We start from the raw sequence: 19,990 nt of genomic DNA, 5'->3' as shown, positions 1-19,990 counted from the left end.
TTTGCATTTAAAATCTAATATGTTACAATATGGTTGCACGATTAAAGGTGAGAAAAAGTGACTACAACCCGGATCAGCCTATTTTTTCCTCCTAAATTTTCTTTTGAAAAATAAATAATAGTTAAAAACTATAAGGAGAAATAATATGTTACCAACGCTCATGTCTGTTGACTTGGCAAGATGGCAATTTGGACTAACGGCATCATTTCACTTTTTATTTGTCCCCCTTACATTAGGGCTAACGTGGATCATATTCACGATGGAGCTAATGTATATACGAACAGGTAACAAAGTCTATAAAGATATGGTGAAGTTTTGGGGAAAATTGCTTGGAATAAACTTTGCTTTAGGAATCATTACCGGCTTAACTATGGAATTTGAGTTTGGCTCGAACTGGTCATACTATTCACAATCTGTAGGTGATATTTTTGGTACACCATTAGCTATTGAAGGCTTAGCAGCTTTCATGCTTGAATCAACTTTTGCTGGACTATTCTTTTTTGGCTGGGATAAGCTTTCTAAAAAACAACACTTATTCTCAACTTTTTGTTTAGCAATTGGATCTAGCTTCTCTGCCTTACTAATACTTGTTGCAAATGGATATATGCAACATCCTGTAGGTTCTGAATTTGTAGCGGCCACCATGAGAATGGAAACTGTTAGCCTACTTGATGTATTTTTAAATCATACAGCACAAACAAACTTTGGTCACGTAATGACTGCTGGATACACCACTGCAGCTATGTTTGTAGTTGGCATTAGCGCATTCTACTTAATCAAAGGTCAAGATATCGCTTTTGCTAAGAGATCTTTAGGGATCGGTTTAGGCTTTGGTCTGATAACTTGTGTTGTAGCTATCCTCTTTGGTGATGCTAATGGTGTTGATGTATTTAAAGTACAACCTCTTAAAATGGCAACTATTGAAGCAGAATGGGATACTTCCAAAGCCCCTGCAGCATTTAATGCAATTGCCCTTCCTAATCAGGAAGAACAAAAAAACAGTTATGATATACCTGTGCCAGCTGTATTAGGCCTGATTGCTACACACTCAACAGATACAGAAATACCTGGTGTCAAGGCAATACTCTATGGGAAGATAACCAAAAATGGCTCTAGAGACCCTAACTATGCGTACTATAGAAATATCAAAACAGGAATGACTGCAGATGTATCTCCGGAAACTGCTGCTGCTAATCCTAGCAAATATGAAAAGGTACCTTCTGCTCTTATTATGATTAAAGAAGGCGGGCTTGCTTATGCTGATCTTCTTAAGTGGAGAGAGTCTGGACATAAAAGTGATATTCCAGATAATAGCTATATAAACTATAATAATCCAACTTACCAAAAATATATGGGCTTTGGTAAAATGCTTGTACAGGCTGCAACAGATAAATATGGTGTTGCAGATTCAGTAAATATAGCAAAAGCTGCAAATAACCCAGAGCTAGTTAAAACAGTCGCTACAAATATGGTGCCTGATGTTGCTAGCATTTTCTGGAGCTTCAGGATAATGGTATTCATAGGTTTCTTTATGTTTACCTTAATAGTAATAGGTTTGATCTTATTAGCTAAAAACGCTCTTACTAGCAATCTATTTAGTCGATTCATATTAAGAGTGATGACTTGGACAATACCTTTTCCATATATTGCTTGTGTAGCTGGCTGGTATGTAACTGAACATGGACGTCAACCATGGACTGTTTATAACCAATTACCTACTAGTATCAGCTCTTCAGCATTGACTGCTACTGACGTTGGCACATCTATGGCAATATTCTTCTTAATAGATACTGCGCTGTTTGCTGTAATGGTATTTTTAATGTTCAAATATGCTAGACTTGGACCCAGCTCCCTAGGCTCTGGCAAGTATCATTTTGAACAAAACAAAAAGGAGAAATAAATGTTATTAGATATTTTACAAATTATTTCTTGGCTTGTCGTAGGAGTACTAATATTTTTAGTAGCAGCCACAATGGGATTTGATTTTGGTGTTGGTATTCTTGCTAAATTTGTTGGTAAAGATGATTATGAAAAACGAGCTATTATAAATACTGTTGGCCCAACATGGGATGGTAGCCAAGTTTGGTTTATAAGTGCCGGCGGAGCTATTTTTGCTATTTGGCCACAGGTATATGCTACTAGTTTTTCTGGATTATATATAGCTATCTTAGTTGTTTTATGGGGTCTTTTCTTAAGACCTCCAGCATTTGAATATAGAAAAAAAATTGATAATCCAAAATGGCGAAACTTTTGGGATTGGATACTTGTTTTTGGAAGCATTATCCCAATGCTTGTAATGGGTGTAGCAATAGGAAATCTATATTTAGGCTTTCCTATATCCTATGATGACACAGCCAGATTAATTTACGGCACCATAATAAATGGTCAATACCAATCTATGTGGGTTACCTTACTACACCTATTAACGCCATTTGCCCTACTATTTGGCATCTTTGCCTTAAATATGGCTTTAATGCATGGCTCAGCATATGCTAAATTAAGAACTTTTGGCATTTTAAAAGATAGATTTAGAAAAATAACAAATATTACCGCAAGCCTATATATATTGCTTTTTGTAATAGCAGGTATTTGGTTAATCTTTATAACAGGCTATCAATACACTCCTAATGCTAACTTGGTAAATTTATCTGACACTTTACACCATGCTTTTAGCTCAGGCAAAGTGACTACAAATCACTCATGGTATTATAATTTTAACCATGCACACATATGGATGTGGTTTGCTCCAATGCTTGCAATATTAGGAGCTATGCTTGTAATTAAATTTAACAAACAAGATAATGATGGTTATGCATTTTTAGCTAGTTTAGCCTCTTTGTTAGGTGCAGTTTTAACAGTTGGATTTACGTTATTTCCATTTATCATGGTATCGAATGTTGGTGATTATATGTATAGTCTAACTATATATAACGCTAGTAGCAGCCAAAACTCGTTGATAGGTATATTATGCGCAGCCATAGTTATACTGCCAATCATATTTACATATACATTCTTTGTATATAAGAAAATGTGGGCTAATGGCCGTAGAATCTCTGCAGAAGAAGTTAAAATCAACTCACTAGATATGTATTAATTAAGGAGAAATATATGTATTATTTAGCATGGATAATTTCAGCTGGATTAGCAGTTACAGTCGGTTGCTTTGTAACTGGAAAAATAGATAAAAAAGAAGACTAGATTCTTACATCAAATAATTAAATCTTTAATTGATAATAACTACAGCATACATATAAATTTTGGCGTAAATACATTAAATATAAAATTGATATTCATTAGTACAACATATATAATTAATTATATATTAAAAAAAGAATATTGAAATGCGAAAAAATATATTAATTAGCTCAATACATGGTAGTGCACGAGAACATTATAGTTAATCTGATAATATTGTGCTAAAGACGTGAGTAATAGCATCAGATAAATTATCAAAAGAATTATTTACTTTTCTTAAAATTCTTTTAAAATTGGCCCAAATTTTTTCTATAGGATTTAAATCAGGAGAATAAGCAGGAAGGTATAGTATCTGTATATCCAGTATACTCTAGCGGTGCTATAATCTTCTTTTCTAAATAGTTATAACCAGCAACTATACTTTTTCTCTGAGTTTGATAAGCAATAACTTCACCATAGCTAGGTTTACCAACAAGAGACCATCCTCTTAGTACAGACTGTTTATTATCCATACCCATTTCATCTAAATATACAAGTTTGTTAGGTTCAATAGTCTCAACAACCTCTATAAAACTTTGCCTATCTTGTTCTTTTCTTTGCTTATATTTAGGTGTCTTTTTTTAAAACTAAAACCAAGTCTGGTAAGACAATCATAAAATGTGCTTCTAGGTATTTCAGGAGCTAATGCTTCTCTAATATCTAAAGCCATTGCATCTGGATATGTTCTTAAGTAGCTTTCTATCGCTTCCTTATCTGTAAAGGTTGCTACTCTACCGCAACCCAAGCCTTGCTTAGATTTATAATCACCAGTTGTCTCGTATAAGTTTATCCAAGATCTAGTAGTACGGATATCTATATTAAAAAAATTACTTAGCTCTTTGTCTGTTAGGCCTTCTTTATATTTAGTTATTACGATATCTCTGAAATCTTGGCTATATGATGACATTTTTTCTAAATATTATAACATTATTGTCAAATAACTATCGGATTAACTATATTATATTTATTGGCGAATAAATTATTTTCTATAGGTAAAATTATTTTTAATAAGCTCTAAACTCATGTCTAATAGTAAAAATAAATAATATATACAAGCGATATGCTAGATTGAGTATATAATCTTAGGATTTTGTTAAATTGGTAATTTATTTTTGAAAATACTTATCAGGTATAAAGTACATATTATTGTAGTAATAAAGAAGCTTATGGGAACATCTATATAGTAGGCAGCTATAATTCCTGACCAGACGGTTAATACAGAGACTAGAGTACTAAGAAAAATGGGTTTATAAAATCCGTCAACCCATTGTGATGCAATGGCTGCTGGACCAATAAGTAGAGAAAAAACTAGTAAAATTCCGACAACTTGACAGGCCATGGACACTGTGATTGCAATACATATAAAGAGCAATATGGATAAGGTTTTATTGGGAACATTTTTCGATTCGGCAAAAACTGGATCAATAGATGAAATAAATAAAGGCCTAGCTATTATTGCTAGCAATAGAATAGTAAATATTGCTAGCCCTAAGAGGATATATATTTGCTCAAGACTGACGGTGAGTATATCTCCAACTAATATTGACATTACTGATCCAGAGTATCCACTTTGGTATAGAAAAAGAAAGTAAGTACCAAGTCCTAAGAAGAAGGTTAATACAATACCTATAGCAATATCATTTTTTTTAATTTTATCGCCAAAAGTTCCCATTAAAATTCCTGCAATAAGATTTATTACTAGTTGGCCAGTCATAGCTGATAAATTAAGTAAAACAGCCCCTGAGGCTCCTGTAAGGCTAATATGTCCTAAAGCATGTGATGCGAATGATAGCCTTCTAATGATAACGAAAAAGCTAATAATACCACAGATGATAGCTATTATAGTGCCGGCAACAAATGCATAAATCATGAATGTATAGTTAAACACAAATATCTTCCTGTAAGCAGGGAAGTTCACTGCAGTAGTGGCATTGGCCATCTTTGAAATGGATGAAAGCATCTAGTTGAGAGCTAATTTCTTTCATATCATGAGATATTATTAATAGAGTAATATTTTCTTTTTTGTGTATTTCCCTTAAACAGGCTATAAATTTTTGTTTTGCATCAGGGTCGAGGTCTGAAAGCGGCTCATCTAGGAGTAATATTTTGGGTTTATTTATTAATGCTTGGATTAGGTAGATACGTTTTTTCTGCCCGCCAGAAAGATTTTTGAAAGGCTCTTGTATGTAATCTTGTGTTTGAGTTAGCTCAATGAGGTAGCTTAGTTTCTTTTTAAAGTCATTATTAAATAGAGGCAAGCCCCAAGACTTAGGTTTATAACTATATTTAATTAGGGTATAGCCAGAGGTTTTTTCTTCAAAATTTATTTCTCGTTCTTGCGGGATGTAGCTAATTGTATCAATATTTATTTTTGTATTATTAATAGTTATAGAGCCAGAAAGGCTAGGTATTTTACCTAAAATGGTTTTAAAAAAAGTGGATTTTCCAACGCCGTTTTTGCCAACAATCCCTACCCACCCATTCGTGGGGATTTCAAGATTTAATGGAGAGGTTATTGGTTTATTGTAACCAATAGTTAGGTTTGAGCATTTAATCATACTTATCTTGCTTTATCCAAAGCCGCAGCAGTTGCTTCTAGTGTATTAACCATCCAGTTGATCGCATTATCATCAGTAGGCATTGTTTCAGTTATTCCAACAACAGGTATATCATTTTTTTCAGCAATCTTTAAAATATTTTTAGTTGTGTTGTCAGTTACTTGTTTGTTATAAAAAAGTACTTTAACTTGTTTGTGATTAAATAAATCTTGATATTCAATCATCATTTTAGGGCTTGGTTCAGATTCATTCATTATTACCCACTGAAATGCGATTCCTTTCATATCTAGATCTAAGGCTTTTGCCATATAACCAAAAAGAGGTTCTGTAGCAGTTACCGGAGTGTTTGAATATGATTCTCTTATCTGTTTATCAAGATTGTAGACCTTTTGATATTTATGTACGAAATTTGTATAGTTTTTTTCGTATAAATTGCTATCGCTAGGATCTTTGTTTGAGAATGTATCTTTTAGTCTGTCTGCTAGTTTAGGGAATGTATCAGGATCAAACCATAAGTGGGGGTTGATACCGAAACTTGATGTTTTTGGAAAGTTCATAAGGTCTTGTACCTTAATGATTATGGCATTCTTGTTGCTTTTAAGGATAGGCGTAATCCATGAGTCATAATCAGCGCCATTATAGATGATCACATCAGCTTCAGTCAATAGTTTGGCATTTTTAACAGATGATATGAAAGTATGTGGGTCTCCATCAGCATTGTTTATTATATTGGTCACTTTTACGTTACTGCCACCGATAAGCTTTGCTACGCTACCATATTGATTTTCAGCAGCAACTACATTGATATCATGAGTTTCGTTAGTGGCCTCAGGCTTACTATTGTTTGTGAATAAGTTTATAACAATAAAAATTGCGATGATGATTATAGCTAGAATTATTAGCATTATTTTTTTCATTATTATACATCTGATAAAATTTTGTATAACAAATAATAAAATAAAAAAAAGCTATAGTAAAGAAGTATATATTTTAGCTGTTTGAATCTTTTATAAATAGAGCAATTATAAAAGATAATATCATTAAAATAGGTATGATTATTAATGTTAATTGAAAGGCATGTAAACTACTGTAACTATGTTTGAGATTGCTAATGAGAGCACCTGTAATAGGTTGCAAAACACCTCCGCTAAGTGGTAAAAACATATTTACAATTGCTAAGCCTGTAGCTATTTGTGTGGCAGATACAGTATTTCTAAGTGCCGAATAGTTAAGTACATGAACAGCCTGAGAGCCACCAAATAATATGCACAAAATATATGCCATCATAATACTTTTATTAAAAAAAAGTAAATAGGTTACAATGAAAAATCCAAATATAGGAGAAATTAAGAGAAATTTCTTTTCATTGTTTGTTGCAGAGGCTATGACTCCCCAAACTAAACTAAATATACACACTCCTATAAAAATAAGAGAGGTGCAGAATCCCGCCTGATTTATTGTAAAACCATATAAGCTTAGATATAGTTAATCCGATAGTTATTTGACAATAATGTTATAATATTTAGAAAAAATGTCATCATATAGCCAAGATTTCAGAGATATCGTAATAACTAAATATAAAGAAGGCCTAACAGACAAAGAGCTAAGTAATTTTTTTAATATAGATATCCGTACTACTAGATCTTGGATAAACTTATACGAGACAACTGGTGATTATAAATCTAAGCAAGGCTTGGGTTGCGGTAGAGTAGCAACCTTTACAGATAAGGAAGCGATAGAAAGCTACTTAAGAACATATCCAGATGCAATGGCTTTAGATATTAGAGAAGCATTAGCTCCTGAAATACCTAGAAGCACATTTTATGATTGTCTTACCAGACTTGGTTTTAGTTTTAAAAAAAGACACCTAAATATAAGCAAAGAAAAGAACAAGATAGGCAAAGTTTTATAGAGGTTGTTGAGACTATTGAACCTAACAAACTTGTATAGTTAATCTGATGCTATTACTCACGTCTTTAGCACAATATTATCAGATTAACTATATCTAATCCCCCATAAATCAGCGAATAAAACCGTAGTTCCATATATAGTAAAGCAATACAAACCGTTAAACCATATTTGCTTGTTTTTTAAAACCGTGAGAATATCTTTAAAATTATCATTTTGTATTTGCTTGTGGTGTTTTTCTTTTTTGTAATCTGGATGAGTTTTTATAACAAAGATACTAAAGAATAATACAATAAAAGAAATTATAAATATTAAAGCCATTATTTGCGAAACAGTCATGTGCTTTGATAAAAATACTAGTGGAGCTGCTGAGAGTGTTGCACCAATATATAACACAAACTGTGTAAGTCCAGTAAAAGCTGGGAAAAGCCTATTAGGTAACCAGATAGCTATAGATTTGATAGCGCATAAGATAGCAAATCCACCGCCAAATCCTGCTAAAACTCTATATAATAATAGCATTGACTTGGATTGTGCTAGAATAGCAATAAGCATAGCAACAGAAAAAATTGTTGTGCTTACCATCATTACTTTCTTAACCCCCAATTTATCTACCATGATTCCAGCTGGAATCTGTGAAATTATGTATGTCCAATAAAATGATGAGCTAAATAATGCAGTTGATGCGATACTAAGGCTATATGGTTCTTTCATAAATTCCTCAAGAAGAGCTCCTGTAGAGGATCTTACAAAATATTCTAAAGCGTAAAAGAAGGTGCAAATAAACCAAATACTAAATCCTAAAGTAGTTACTTTTGTTTTATACATTAAAAAGAATCCTCTTAAAATATTTTTACTAGCTATGAAACTTTTGCTAGTTAGGTAAGAATATCGAAACACAATACTAAACTATAAGATTTATGAAAGCAACTTATATAGAAATTAAGAAATATAAGGCGATTTGTTTTTTATTAGAATAATGCTAAATAGACAATTTGCTAGCAATATTAGAGATTCTTTTTCCTAGAGTTTTACATATTTTTATTTCATCATCAGATAAAGTTTTGTTTGGTGAGAATGTGTTTAGATGGGATGCACCATATGGTGTGCCACCGGTACGAGTATGTTCCAGAGCCTGCTCACTGTACGGTACTCCTACTATTAAGCAACCGTGATGGATAAAGGGGATCATCATCGAAAGTAGAGTGCTTTCATGCCCAGCATGCATACCTGATGCAGCAGTAAAAAACCCAACGGGTTTGCCTATTAAGTTACCCTTAAACCATATGTCACTATGTGTTTCTAAAAAATATTTAAGAGGGGATGCCATGTTACCAAAATATGCAGGGCTTCCGACAATTAGGCCGTCACAGTTAGCTAAATCTTCCTTAGTTGCATATAGATCACCTTCTTCTGGAATTACGGATTCTAGTTGTTCAGTTTTTGCTGATATATTAGGCACTGTTCTAATAGTTGCGTTGGCTTTTGCCGCTTCCACACCCAAGGCTATTGTATGAGCCATTTTCTTTGTACTTCCACCTTGGCTGTAGTATAGTATTAATATGTTCTTCATTGTTGTTACTCTATGTTTGATATCAAATTATACAAAAAGTATTTGCTGATTTTAAAAAATTATTGGGTTTGGGTCTTTAAGGAATATGTTCGTAAAGACTGCCCAACTGTAGCAGCTTCGATAACTCTTACAAGTTTGTTTGCTATCGTACCAGTTTTCTTCATTATAATAAATATTTTGAATGCTTTTAATGCTTTTAGTTCTCTTTCTGAAAACTTACAAAGTTTTTTATTTGATAATATGTTGCCTTCTACAGCAACTGCAGTTCAGCAGTATATTACCGGAATTTCGGCTAAAATGACAGCTTTACCAATTACATCAGTTATAGTTCTTTTGGTAGTTATTTTTTTAATGATTAAACGACTAGAAATAACTTTAAATAAAATATTTTATGTAAATAGACAGCGCCCTTTAGTTCAGAGTCTACTGGTATACTGGGCATTAATGACAATGGGACCTTTATTAATGGGTTTTGTATTTATTTCGAGTACTTATATTATATCAATGGCATGGTTTGTTAGAGATATTGGTATCGAGCAATATTTATTAGATATATTATCTTTAATATTTTTGACAGGAGGTTTTTTTGTTGTTTATAAAATATTACCTAACACTAAGATCAATTCAACAGTAGCTTTATTGGCGGCATTCCTTGTAACAATAGTATTTTCTATGGCTAAAAAAATATTTTCTTTATATATGCTTTATATTCCTACTTATTCAGTGATTTATGGCTCACTGTCATTAATCCCAATATTTATATTGTGGGTTTTTGTTACATGGCAAATTACTCTTTTAGGAGCCGTGATGATTAGAGCCATGCAATATATGAAAGTTACCCTTGATTTTAAGAAGGAAGTTAGAAGAGATGATTTTAGCATTGGTGTGAATATGCTTAAAGAACTACATCTGGTACAAAAAGAGCTTAAAAATGGAGTAAGTATTAATACTCTTTATAAAAAAATGGCTGTAGCAGATTATGACAAAATTAAAAGAATTTTATATGATTTAGAGCGTGCTAATGTGATAAGAATATCATCGCATGACACTTGTTATCTTAACTGCGATGTTTTTGATATTAGTTTACATAAGGTTTATTTAGCTTTTAATCCTACAATTAATTTTAAAACTAGTTCAATAAGAAAGGTTAATGAGATAAAATCAAACCTATATAAAGATCTTGATATAAAATTATACGAGTGTTTCTAGGTGGGTTTTCATAGTGTTATTTGAGTTTTTAGACTACTCAGCATTGATAATAAATGTTTTATATACAATATATCTTGCTAGATTAAAGGTTTGGTCATGGTCATTAGGAATTGTTGGAGCTATATTATTATTTATATTATTTTCATTTAAGGCCACATATTCTCTTGTGTTATTACAAGGTGTGTATGTCGTATTTTTTAGCTACGGTTGGTATAAGTGGTATACTCAAGGTGTAGATGGTGAACATAGTGCTATTAAGTGGATGAGGGTAACTGATTATATTCGTTATGCATTGTATCTGGTTGCTTTGGTCTTGATTTCTGTGTTGTTTAATTATGCTACTAGTTCGAAAGATATTATATCGACAGGTGTTTTAACAGGTATAACATTTACGGCAATTATTATGACTATCGAGAGATTTATGGAAAATTGGATAGTTTGGATAATTTCTGATTTATACTTTGTTTTTGTAATGTATCAGCAGCATTTATATGGGCAAGTTCTACAAAATTTTATATTTTTTATTACAGCTGTTTATGGGTTTTATTATTGGTATATGAGAGCAAGAGTTGTGGAAGCTAAATAATGATTGTTAAAGTAGCTGTGCCTGTACCTCCATACTATATGTTAGATTATAGTGTGGGTACTAATCATCAGGTTGAGCTTTTTGATAGAGTTTTAGTTCAGGTTAGTAAACGTCAGCTAATAGGATTTGTTATAGCTAAAGATGTTAAAATAAATTATGCTTTTGAGAAAGTTAAGCCAATAGAAAAACTTCTTGATAAACCTATAGGCTCAGATGTAATAAAATTGATTCAATGGATATCTAATTATTATTGTTGTGACATATATAGTGCAATTCGTTTAGCATTACCAAATGAATATTTCAAGAATATAGATATAAAACCTCAGCAAGAGGTTTTTGTTTATTTAGATAAAAAAGCACTTAGCAAAAATATATTAACGACTAGACAGCAAAATTTAATAAAGGCTATTACAAATATTGGATTGATTAAATATGAGGAATTAAAAGAATTAGGTTCAAGTTATATAATTAATAAGCTTTTAGAAAAGCAGATTTTTAAAAAAACATATAGGTTTAAGAAACTAGAAAATACAACAGTAGTTGATGAGTGTAAAGATCTAAATGAAGAGCAGAAAAAGGCTCTAGCAATAATATTAGCAAAAAAAAAGTTTAATGTTTCTTTACTTTATGGTGTAACAGGTAGTGGTAAAACAGAAGTATATTTACAAGCAATCAAAAGAAAATTAGATGAATTTAAACAAATACTAATATTAGTCCCAGAGATCAATCTCACACCTCAAACAATTAAGAGATTTGAAAGTAGGTTTCCTAATAGCCGTATTGTTGCGTTACATTCTAAGTTGAGTGAAAAATCAAGGCTTACAAATTGGCTTAAAATAAAAAAACATGAAGCTGATATAGTTATATCAACGAGAAGTGGCGTACTAGCGGATTTTAAGAATTTAGGGATAATAATAGTTGATGAAGAGCACGATGCTTCATTTAAACAACAAACTAGCACTATTAGGTATAATGCTCGCGATGTGGCCATCTTTAGAGCTAATCAGCTAGATATTCCAATAGTGTTAGGCAGTGCGACACCATCTATTCAAAGTTATTATAATGCTATTATTAGTAAGTATGATTTAATTAAATTATATAATAGAGCTTTGAATAATCATGTTAATCAAATTGAGCTTCTAGACTTAAAGTCTAGTATTGTAGACAATGGTATTAGTGATAGGCTTTTTTCTTCTATAGAAGAAAATATTGTAGCACATCAACAGTCTTTAATCTTTATTAATAAGTTGGGATTCGCCAAAGCCCTTGTATGTAAAGCATGTGGTGAAGCTGTAGAGTGCAAGAAATGTGATAAACCATATACTTTACATACACATCCGTATCAATATTTGGAATGTCATTTTTGTGGTTCACGTAAATCTTTGGTTACATCATGTCCCAGCTGTGAAAAGCAGGAATTATTTCCCTATGGAACAGGGACAGAAAAGATTCAGTCTCGAATTGAGGCAAGATTCCCTTATAATAAAGTTATTCGTTTTGATCGCTCTAATATTAAATCAATAGCAGATTTAAATAATGCTAATCAAATGATAAATAATAATGAGGTTGATGTTATTGTTGGTACACAAATGATAGCTAAAGGTCATCATTTTGAAAACATTACTCTAGTTGGATTGATAAATATTGATGCGGGTCTTTATAGTTGTGATTTTCATGCTATTGAACGTACTGCTCAAATCATTGTGCAAGTCTCAGGCAGGGCGGGACGTGCGGATAAACCGGGAGCTATTGTATTACAAACCTATCAGCCAGAAAACAAGTTATTACAATTATTGGTTAGTAGTGATTATTTAGTATTTTTAGATTATCTTTTGGATCAAAGAAAATATGCAGAGTATCCACCATATTCATATCAGGCTCAGATTGTAGTTGAATCAAGAAAAGAAAATGAAATCCTTTATTTATTAAAAACAATGTCTTTAAGTTTGAAAAATTTTGAAAATATTAAAGTATCTTCACCATTACCAGCACTTCATCTTAAGCGTAATAATACTTTTAGATATAGCTTATTAATAACAGCAAAGACTCGTAAACATATAAATATAACTATTAAGTGGGCAGAAAAAGAATTTTGTACAAATAGGTCGAATTCTTTGAAAATATATTTTGATATTGATCCTATAGAATTAGTTTAATAATGGCATTAAAGTAATTGGTTTAGCTAATAAAAAAATATTATAATAAAGCATAACCTTATAATATAAATATAACTTATGACAAAAACTGATATTCAATATGATTTACAACAGCTTATTTTAAGTAAAGAATTTTCATCTCAAAATGAGATCTGTGACACTTTGTCCCAGCTTGGATATGAAGCTAGTCAGTCTAAAGTTAATCGATTGCTTAAGAAGATTGGTGCAATAAAAGTAAAAAGTAGTAAAGGGATATTAGTCTATAAAATCCCTGATGAGCCAGCTCCTCCACTTATGAGTGATACTATGGCAACACTTATAGTTAAAATTGTTGCTAATGAAACTACGGTAGTAATTGAAACAGCTCCAGGGGCAGCACAGCTTGTGGCTAGAGTATTGGATTACAATAAAAATAGTTTTGATATCTTAGGAATTGTTGCTGGAGATGATACGCTATTTGTAGCGCCTGCATCAATTAAAAATATTGAAAAATTAAATCAGAATATTGAGAAGTTTTTATTTTCAGTATAAAATTTTTAGGCTTATTTAATTATACTTTTTTTTATTTTTATGTAAGCATCGCGAAAAGATAGGCCTTGATTAACTAATTTATAAACCTCATCGGTTAAGTATAGGTCATCAGACATTGCTTGAGTTAGATTATCTTTATGTATATTTAAGTTCTCTATAATTGGATTGAATATTAGCATTGTGTCTTCGATTATTTCCAGAGCATCGCAAAAAGGTGCTTTGGTTAATTGGTAATCACGGTTGTAGCCATTTGGAAGTCCCTCGATGATTGAGCTAATTTGTTGTAGATAGCCTTGATACAATTTTGCATTACCACGCATAATCTCAAATAGGTCATAATTGCGTTTTTGTGGCATTATTGATGAGCCTGTGGTATATGAATTATCAAGGCTAAAATAATTAAACTCAGACATGCTAAACAACATCATGTCATTAGCAAATTTAGAATAAATACTCATTGGGTTAGATAGTGCTTGTATTACTAGTTTCTCAAAATATCCTCTAGAAAAGCCACAATATATAGGATTTTCTTGAATGCTCTGGAAGTCTAGTAGTTCAGTGGTATATTGTTTATCGTGTTTAAAATTGTTAATTCCATACCCAGAAGCAGAACCTAAAGGATTTTTGTCAATAATTTTTCTGGTTGCAGAGATTAGGAGTAAAGTATCTTCTAACCCATCTGCAAAAGAATTTAACCATGTGGCAACTGTAGTAGGCATTGCTTTTTGCATATGCGTATATCCAGGCATTGGTGTTTCTAGGTAATTACTGGCTTTGGATTTAATAGCGCAGATATTTTCTTTGATTAACCTTTCACATGTTAAAAGTTTATCTTTCATGAAGAGACGTAGCATTACTAGTGATTGATCATTCCTGCTTCTTCCGGTGTGTATTTTCTTACCAACTTCACCAAAATTGTCACATAAATATTGTTCAATTGCAGTATGGCCATCTTCTTGATCTTGAGTTATAAAAAATTTCCCTTGATTAAATAAATCTTTAATTTCTTGAAGCCCATTTTCAAGTAGTAATAGTTCATCATTGTTTAAAATTGCAATTCTATGTAACATTTGTGCGTGAGCTAAGCTGGCTTGGATGTCATATTTGAGTAGTTTTTGATCTAATAAATAATCTTTTCCTACGGTGTATTTTTCAACTATAGGTAAAAGTTTATCTGATGAGGTTTGCCAAAGTTTTTTCTTCATATTTTACTTATATTTTTCCATTATTGAGTATGCTGTACGTTGTGCTAAACTATGTAATTCAATAAAACCAGCTGAAGCATTGTGATTAAATAAATCATCTCCAGAATTAAAAGTTGCTAATTCAGCCTTAAGCATAGAAAAAGGTGAGTCAACAGCTACAACTTCAATGTTGCCTTTGTATAATGATATAGTTACTTTACCAGTTACTTTTTTATTTTGCTCATTAATGAATGCATAAATATTATTCATAACAGGATCATACCATTCAGCAGAATACGCTAAATATGACCATTTGTTGTCCATAAAAGTTTTTAGTTCATTTTCTTGTCTAGTTGATACTAGTTGTTCTAATTTTTTATGGCCTGAAATTATTATGCTGGCACCAGGATTCTCATATATCCCCCTTACTTTTAGTCCTATTAGGCGGTCCTCTATAAGGTTAAATACACCGACTCCGTGCTCACTACCAATTTTATTGCACTGCATAATGAGTTCTGCTAATTGCAAAGCTTTATTATTTAACTTAATAGGGATTCCATGCTCAAAATCTAAAGTTATTTGAGTGGAAGATTGTGCAGCATTCTCAGGTGTTTTACACCATTGTAATATATCTTCTTTGGGAGCTATTAGATTAGAATGTTCTATCTCACCACCTTCGCCAGTATTGCCCCACATATTTTCATCATATGAGTAGGGTTTACTTTTCTGTTGTTTTACAGGTATACCATGTTTTTCAGCATATTCTAATTCTTGTTCTCTACCCATTCCCCACTCTCTAACAGGAGCAATAGTTTTTATGCTCTGATCAAGGGTGGTTAAATAGCTTTCAAAACGTACCTGATCATTACCTTTACCAGTACACCCATGAGCGATAACTTCACAATTATATTCTTTGGCAACTTCTGTAGCTATTTCAGATATGATAACTCTACCCAAAGGGGTCGAAAGAGCGTAGCCACCTTGATAATCAGCATTTGCTTTAATTGCTTTGCTGATTATCTCATCAGCAAAACGTGTTTTCGCATCATAGACAATAGCTTCGATTGCACCTAAATCAATAGCTTTTTGTTTTATTTGTTCCAAATTATCAGCAACTTGACCTATATCAATAGTTAAAGCAACTACCTCTACTTCATATTCTTCTTGAATCCATTTTAACATTACAGATGTGTCAAGGCCACCAGAATACAGTAAGAGGCAACGTTTGAAACTTCCTTTTTTAGCCTCATGGCTGGCAACTTTTGTGTAGTGTTTTTGCATATCTGCTTTTATTTTATTTTGAATATTAATTCATTTTATCAAATAAAAAATCAAATAAAAGGGATTTGTGCAATTTTTTATTTAAAATTGTGGATAATTGTAATTTTTATTTAAGCATTTTGGCTAAATATTTTTTGAGTATGTTTTTAGGGAGATGCAAATGCTAGGTTTTGAGATTTAGCTTATGATGTTCTATATTTATGAAGTAGTTCAGGATTTTTAATAAGCCAGCTATCGAAGCTTTTTTTCAAAGCTATACCTTGATTATCTTTATTAAACATAAAAGCTTGATATGATATGTTTTTATCAAAATTTATAGGTATTATGCAGAGTTTTGGATTAATAGCATGTAGATAGTTAATTTCTGTAGTATCGGTAAACATCAGATCTGGATATATTTTATCTATACCATTAGTTAAAGATTTAATAGCAGATTTATTATCCTTGATTATTAGTAGTTTAGCATTTCTAAGCTTTTTCAGTGCTATTTTCTCATTGGTGCCACCACGATTTTCTACTACTAAAATGTTTGGATTATCTATATCACTAAATGTTTTAAACTTATTAAGCTTAAGACATTGTGTTATTGCAGCTTTATGGAATGAAATTAGCTTTGTAGAGAAAGTAAAATTCTCCTTTCTTGCATTGGTTATACTCATGCCACCAGCATATATATCAAACTTATGTGCTTTGAGATCTGACTCAGCAGTCTTCCAGGTTGTTTTAATAAACCTCACTCTTTGATCAGTAGCTTCGGCATATTTTTGGATTAAGTCAATATCTTTACCTTTGTATTTATTGATGTTATTGTCAAAAGTAGAAAAAGGTGCGTAGTCGCCAGTAGTCCCTACTGTGATATTTGAATACCCTAGCGATAAGAGAAAAATTCCAGAAGCGCCAATAGTAATTATTTTTTTCATAATATCTTGAGTAATTGTGAATTTTATGATTAAAGTATACTATATTTTCCAAAAGTATAATTACCTTATTTGGTGAAAAAATATGTTTTTGAAAGATAACTTATGGTTTAGTATAAAAATAGATATTACTTTTAGGGTTTTATGAAATTTATTTCAGGCATATTTTTAATCATTGGTTCGACAGTTGGTGGAGGGATTTTAGGCTTACCTTTAGCTGCTGCTAATCTGGGTTTTTTAGGTTCATTATTAGCAGTAGTAATAATATGGTTAATAATGACAGCAACAGGATTGTGTGTATTAAGAATTTCATATAAATTGCCAATAGAGCATAATACATATTTTACTTTATCAGCAAAATATTTGAAATTTAATGGTGCAAGAGTAACTGTGTTTGGTAGTTATTTGTTGATTCTTTATTTGACTTTAGCAGCATATATTTCTGGTGTTGGATCTGCAGTGAGCTCATATTTTTTGCATAATAGTGAGTTAACACATTTGCTATCGGCGGGATTTTTGATAATTGTATTAGGAACTTGGGTTGTATATAAGCCTAAGGTAATTATCAATAATAATATAATTTTTGTATTAGCAAAGCTTTCTCTAATTGTGTTAGCAATCATATTTATTTTTTCTTATAGTCATAGTATGGTAGTAAACATAGATAGTTCTCCTTTCATCACTGTTGGATCATTGTCTTTTATGTTGGTGGTATTTAATGCATTTGGCTATCATTTTATCATCCCAAGTATTGTTAAATATTATAAAAAAAGTTTTTCATTTAAAGGTTTGGCAATATTATTGGTAATTAGTACATCGATAATAGCTATTTTATATATGATTTGGCTTGTAGCAATATTTCTCACCATACCAATGTATGGAGAGCATGGCATGCTTTCTATTTTTAAAAGTCATGATCAAGTATTGGCTTTTAATAGGAGTATGTATTTATTTACTAATTCTCTTGTTGTGAGTAATGTCTTAAATGCTTTTCAGTTTGTTTCAATGATAGGATCATTTTGTTGTATTTCTATAGGGTTAATGGATAATTTGAAAGATGCATTAGGACAAGAATCTTACTTTAAAGTGATGTTGTGTACTTATTTACCACCTGTTGTTTTAACTTGTATTTCTGAGAATGTATTTCTATTGGCGATGTCAATTGCGGGTATTTTAGCCCTTTATGTAGAGGTTTTTGTGCCGATAATAAGCTTTAAAAACTATAAGGCAGTTAGTTTAAGAAACTGAATTTTTTAAGAATCTTGTTTTTGTAATATATAGATGACTAGCATTATAAACCTTAGATATGTTTACTCATTTTTGTTAATGAAATCTGTTAGGAATAATAATTTCCAGAGGAATTGTCTAAACCTAATGAAGCTTGAATAAAGTTCCTAGTAGCCTTTCTTAGCCCATCTCCAACACGTTCGTCTTTTGCATGTTTAAATGGGTGAGATTGAGTTCCTATAAAGTTTTTATATTGGAAAGCTGATATTAGTTGCGGAAATATAATTCCTGATGCATTGTTATATATAGTTAATCCGATAGTTATTTGACAATAATGTTATAATATTTAGAAAAAATGTCATCATATAGCCAAGATTTCAGAGATATCGTAATAACTAAATATAAAGAAGGCCTAACAGACAAAGAGCTAAGTAATTTTTTTAATATAGATATCCGTACTACTAGATCTTGGATAAACTTATACGAGACAACTGGTGATTATAAATCTAAGCAAGGCTTGGGTTGCGGTAGAGTAGCAACCTTTACAGATAAGGAAGCGATAGAAAGCTACTTAAGAACATATCCAGATGCAATGGCTTTAGATATTAGAGAAGCATTAGCTCCTGAAATACCTAGAAGCACATTTTATGATTGTCTTACCAGACTTGGTTTTAGTTTTTAAAAAAGACACCTAAATATAAGCAAAGAAAAGAACAAGATAGGCAAAGTTTTATAGTTAATCTGATAATATTGTGCTAAAGACGTGAGTAATAGCATCAGATAAATTATCAAAAGAATTATTTACTTTTCTTAAAATTCTTTTAAAATTGGCCCAAATTTTTTCTATAGGATTTAAATCAGGAGAATAAGCAGGAAGGTATAGTATCTGTATATCAAACTTCTCTGCTATTTTAGCCAATTTAGGAGACTTATGAAAACTAGCATTATCCATAACAACAGTAGTCTTTGGAATTAACTCAGGATATAAATGCTCTTCAAACCACTGATTAAAAATTTGAGTATCTGTATATCCAGTATACTCTAGCGGTGCTATAATCTTCTTTTCTAAATAGTTATAACCAGCAACTATACTTTTTCTCTGAGTTTGATAAGCAATAACTTCACCATAGCTAGGTTTACCAACAAGAGACCATCCTCTTAGTACAGACTGTTTATTATCCATACCCATTTCATCTAAATATACAAGTTTGTTAGGTTCAATAGTCTCAACAACCTCTATAAAACTTTGCCTATCTTGTTCTTTTCTTTGCTTATATTTAGGTGTCTTTTTTTAAAACTAAAACCAAGTCTGTTAAGACAATCATAAAATGTGCTTCTAGGTATTTCAGGAGCTAATGCTTCTCTAATATCTAAAGCCATTGCATCTGGATATGTTCTTAAGTAGCTTTCTATCGCTTCCTTATCTGTAAAGGTTGCTACTCTACCGCAACCCAAGCCTTGCTTAGATTTATAATCACCAGTTGTCTCGTATAAGTTTATCCAAGATCTAGTAGTACGGATATCTATATTAAAAAAATTACTTAGCTCTTTGTCTGTTAGGCCTTCTTTATATTTAGTTATTACGATATCTCTGAAATCTTGGCTATATGATGACATTTTTTCTAA

General features: G+C 31.6%; 18 protein-coding genes and 3 pseudogenes. 10 read left to right on the top strand and 11 right to left on the bottom strand.

The genetic code is table 11. The annotated features are described in order from the left end of the window. Window positions 1–145: 145 nt before the first annotated feature. The 3 genes from ACR0PV_RS01210 to ACR0PV_RS01200 are packed head-to-tail and all read left to right on the top strand — an operon-like array spanning window position 146 to window position 3,198. Complete coding sequence (locus ACR0PV_RS01210) at window positions 146–1,900, top strand: cytochrome ubiquinol oxidase subunit I (RefSeq protein ID WP_488173236.1); 1,755 nt, start codon at window positions 146–148, stop codon at window positions 1,898–1,900. Further along, window positions 1,901–3,094 carry a cytochrome d ubiquinol oxidase subunit II gene (gene cydB / locus ACR0PV_RS01205; RefSeq protein WP_488173235.1) on the top strand — a complete coding sequence of 398 codons (1,194 nt, stop codon included), beginning with the start codon at window positions 1,901–1,903 and terminating at the stop codon, window positions 3,092–3,094. A gap of 14 nt (window positions 3,095–3,108) precedes the next feature. Next, entirely contained in the window at window positions 3,109–3,198 is a 90-nt protein-coding gene (locus ACR0PV_RS01200; RefSeq protein ID WP_488173234.1) for a CydX/CbdX family cytochrome bd oxidase small subunit, read from the top strand. A gap of 199 nt (window positions 3,199–3,397) precedes the next feature. Here the strand turns inward: ACR0PV_RS01200 and ACR0PV_RS01195 are convergent. From ACR0PV_RS01195 to ACR0PV_RS01175, 5 genes and pseudogenes are all read right to left on the bottom strand, one after another. Continuing rightward, window positions 3,398–4,141 (bottom strand): annotated as a pseudogene (locus ACR0PV_RS01195) (transposase). A gap of 186 nt (window positions 4,142–4,327) precedes the next feature. Further along, entirely contained in the window at window positions 4,328–5,173 is an 846-nt protein-coding gene (locus tag ACR0PV_RS01190) for a metal ABC transporter permease (protein WP_488173233.1), read from the bottom strand. Continuing rightward, window positions 5,115–5,792 (bottom strand): metal ABC transporter ATP-binding protein, encoded by a 678-nt coding sequence (locus ACR0PV_RS01185; protein WP_488173232.1) that lies wholly within the window; start codon window positions 5,790–5,792, stop codon window positions 5,115–5,117. The genes ACR0PV_RS01190 and ACR0PV_RS01185 overlap by 59 nt, the downstream gene beginning before the upstream one ends. A gap of 2 nt (window positions 5,793–5,794) precedes the next feature. Then, complete coding sequence (locus ACR0PV_RS01180) at window positions 5,795–6,709, bottom strand: metal ABC transporter solute-binding protein, Zn/Mn family (RefSeq protein WP_488173231.1); 915 nt, start codon at window positions 6,707–6,709, stop codon at window positions 5,795–5,797. A gap of 73 nt (window positions 6,710–6,782) precedes the next feature. Beyond that, window positions 6,783–7,250, bottom strand: a complete 468-nt coding sequence (locus ACR0PV_RS01175; protein WP_488173928.1) for an MFS transporter — start codon at window positions 7,248–7,250, stop codon at window positions 6,783–6,785. A gap of 73 nt (window positions 7,251–7,323) precedes the next feature. Here ACR0PV_RS01175 and ACR0PV_RS01170 point away from each other — a divergent pair. Beyond that, window positions 7,324–7,736 (top strand): annotated as a pseudogene (locus tag ACR0PV_RS01170) (helix-turn-helix domain-containing protein); the annotation flags it as partial. Window positions 7,737–7,787: 51 nt separating this feature from the next. Here the strand turns inward: ACR0PV_RS01170 and ACR0PV_RS01165 are convergent. Next, window positions 7,788–8,528: an MFS transporter gene (locus ACR0PV_RS01165; RefSeq protein WP_488173230.1), complete on the bottom strand. Its 741-nt coding sequence runs from the start codon at window positions 8,526–8,528 to the stop codon at window positions 7,788–7,790. Between the two features lie 154 nt (window positions 8,529–8,682). Then, window positions 8,683–9,273, bottom strand: a complete 591-nt coding sequence (gene wrbA, locus ACR0PV_RS01160; protein WP_488173229.1) for an NAD(P)H:quinone oxidoreductase — start codon at window positions 9,271–9,273, stop codon at window positions 8,683–8,685. A gap of 12 nt (window positions 9,274–9,285) precedes the next feature. Here wrbA and ACR0PV_RS01155 point away from each other — a divergent pair, with 12 nt between their 5' ends. The 4 genes from ACR0PV_RS01155 (at window position 9,286) to ACR0PV_RS01140 (ending at window position 13,755) form a co-directional block, all read left to right on the top strand. Continuing rightward, entirely contained in the window at window positions 9,286–10,482 is a 1,197-nt protein-coding gene (locus tag ACR0PV_RS01155; RefSeq protein WP_488173228.1) for a YihY family inner membrane protein, read from the top strand. A gap of 13 nt (window positions 10,483–10,495) precedes the next feature. Continuing rightward, the gene (gene pnuC / locus ACR0PV_RS01150) at window positions 10,496–11,068 is read left to right on the top strand and encodes a nicotinamide riboside transporter PnuC (RefSeq protein ID WP_488173227.1); all 573 of its coding nucleotides are present in this window, start codon (window positions 10,496–10,498) and stop codon (window positions 11,066–11,068) included. Beyond that, on the top strand, window positions 11,068–13,224 hold the full coding sequence (priA, locus tag ACR0PV_RS01145; protein ID WP_488173226.1) for a replication restart helicase PriA: 2,157 nt from the start codon (window positions 11,068–11,070) through the stop codon (window positions 13,222–13,224). Before pnuC ends, priA begins: the two co-directional genes overlap by 1 nt. A gap of 78 nt (window positions 13,225–13,302) precedes the next feature. Next, entirely contained in the window at window positions 13,303–13,755 is a 453-nt protein-coding gene (locus ACR0PV_RS01140) for an arginine repressor (protein ID WP_488173225.1), read from the top strand. Between the two features lie 11 nt (window positions 13,756–13,766). On the opposite strand, the gene argH is transcribed toward ACR0PV_RS01140, so the two are convergent. The 3 genes from argH to ACR0PV_RS01125 form a co-directional block, all read right to left on the bottom strand. Next, the gene (gene argH / locus ACR0PV_RS01135) at window positions 13,767–14,960 is read right to left on the bottom strand and encodes an argininosuccinate lyase (RefSeq protein ID WP_488173224.1); all 1,194 of its coding nucleotides are present in this window, start codon (window positions 14,958–14,960) and stop codon (window positions 13,767–13,769) included. A 3-nt stretch (window positions 14,961–14,963) separates the two neighbouring features. Then, window positions 14,964–16,220, bottom strand: a complete 1,257-nt coding sequence (locus ACR0PV_RS01130) for an argininosuccinate synthase (RefSeq protein ID WP_488173223.1) — start codon at window positions 16,218–16,220, stop codon at window positions 14,964–14,966. A 182-nt stretch (window positions 16,221–16,402) separates the two neighbouring features. Continuing rightward, complete coding sequence (locus ACR0PV_RS01125; RefSeq protein WP_488173927.1) at window positions 16,403–17,143, bottom strand: transporter substrate-binding domain-containing protein; 741 nt, start codon at window positions 17,141–17,143, stop codon at window positions 16,403–16,405. A 138-nt stretch (window positions 17,144–17,281) separates the two neighbouring features. On the opposite strand from ACR0PV_RS01125, the gene ACR0PV_RS01120 reads away from it, so the two are divergent. Beyond that, window positions 17,282–18,385 (top strand): aromatic amino acid transport family protein, encoded by a 1,104-nt coding sequence (locus tag ACR0PV_RS01120; RefSeq protein WP_488173222.1) that lies wholly within the window; start codon window positions 17,282–17,284, stop codon window positions 18,383–18,385. A 334-nt stretch (window positions 18,386–18,719) separates the two neighbouring features. Next, a pseudogene (locus ACR0PV_RS01115) lies at window positions 18,720–19,108 on the top strand (COG3415 family protein); the annotation flags it as partial. Here the strand turns inward: ACR0PV_RS01115 and ACR0PV_RS01110 are convergent. Next, window positions 19,101–19,981, bottom strand: a protein-coding gene (locus tag ACR0PV_RS01110) for an IS630 family transposase (protein ID WP_488172904.1) whose coding sequence is annotated in 2 segments (ribosomal slippage) — window positions 19,101–19,657 and window positions 19,657–19,981 — 882 coding nt in all. Because the reading frame shifts where the segments join, the coding sequence is not laid out codon by codon here. The pseudogene ACR0PV_RS01115 and the gene ACR0PV_RS01110 sit on opposite strands and share 8 nt — an antisense overlap. Window positions 19,982–19,990: the final 9 nt, after the last annotated feature.

This window comes from Francisella sp. AG1, from assembly GCF_057683165.1.
The sequence above is the reverse complement of the archived record's forward strand: the minus strand, read 5'-3'. Positions and strand labels throughout refer to the sequence as shown.